The sequence below is a fragment of the Streptomyces sp. XY431 genome (genome assembly GCF_001279805.1).
In the GTDB taxonomy this organism is placed as follows: domain Bacteria; phylum Actinomycetota; class Actinomycetes; order Streptomycetales; family Streptomycetaceae; genus Kitasatospora; species Kitasatospora purpeofusca.
Map to the genome: position 1 here is coordinate 1 of NZ_LGDO01000354.1, position 374 is coordinate 374.

At 69.8% G+C, this 374-nt stretch carries 1 protein-coding gene; it reads right to left on the reverse strand.

The genetic code is table 11. The features are described from left to right. Nucleotides 1-374 (reverse strand): acyltransferase domain-containing protein (locus tag ADK60_RS26110; RefSeq protein ID WP_159400590.1); only part of this gene is annotated, 374 nt, incomplete at both ends.

The following is a 374-nucleotide window of genomic DNA, read 5'->3' on the forward strand; positions in this document are numbered from 1 at the left end:
CCAGAACGTCCACCAGCGCCCTGACCGCGTCCGCGTCACCCGACACCACCGTCGACGACGGCCCGTTCACCGCCGCCACCGACAACCGCCCCGCCCACGTACCGATCCGCTCCCGCACCACATCCACCGGCAACGGCAACGACGCCATACCACCACGACCCGCCAGCACCCTTATCGCACGGGAACGCAACGCCACCACCCGCGCCCCGTCCTCCAGACCCAGACCACCCGCCACACACGCGGCAGCAATCTCACCCTGCGAATGACCCACCACCGCGTCCGGCACCACACCGAACGAACGCCACACCTCCGCCAACGACACCATCACCGCCCACAGCACCGGCTGCACCACATCCACCCGCGCCAACAGCACC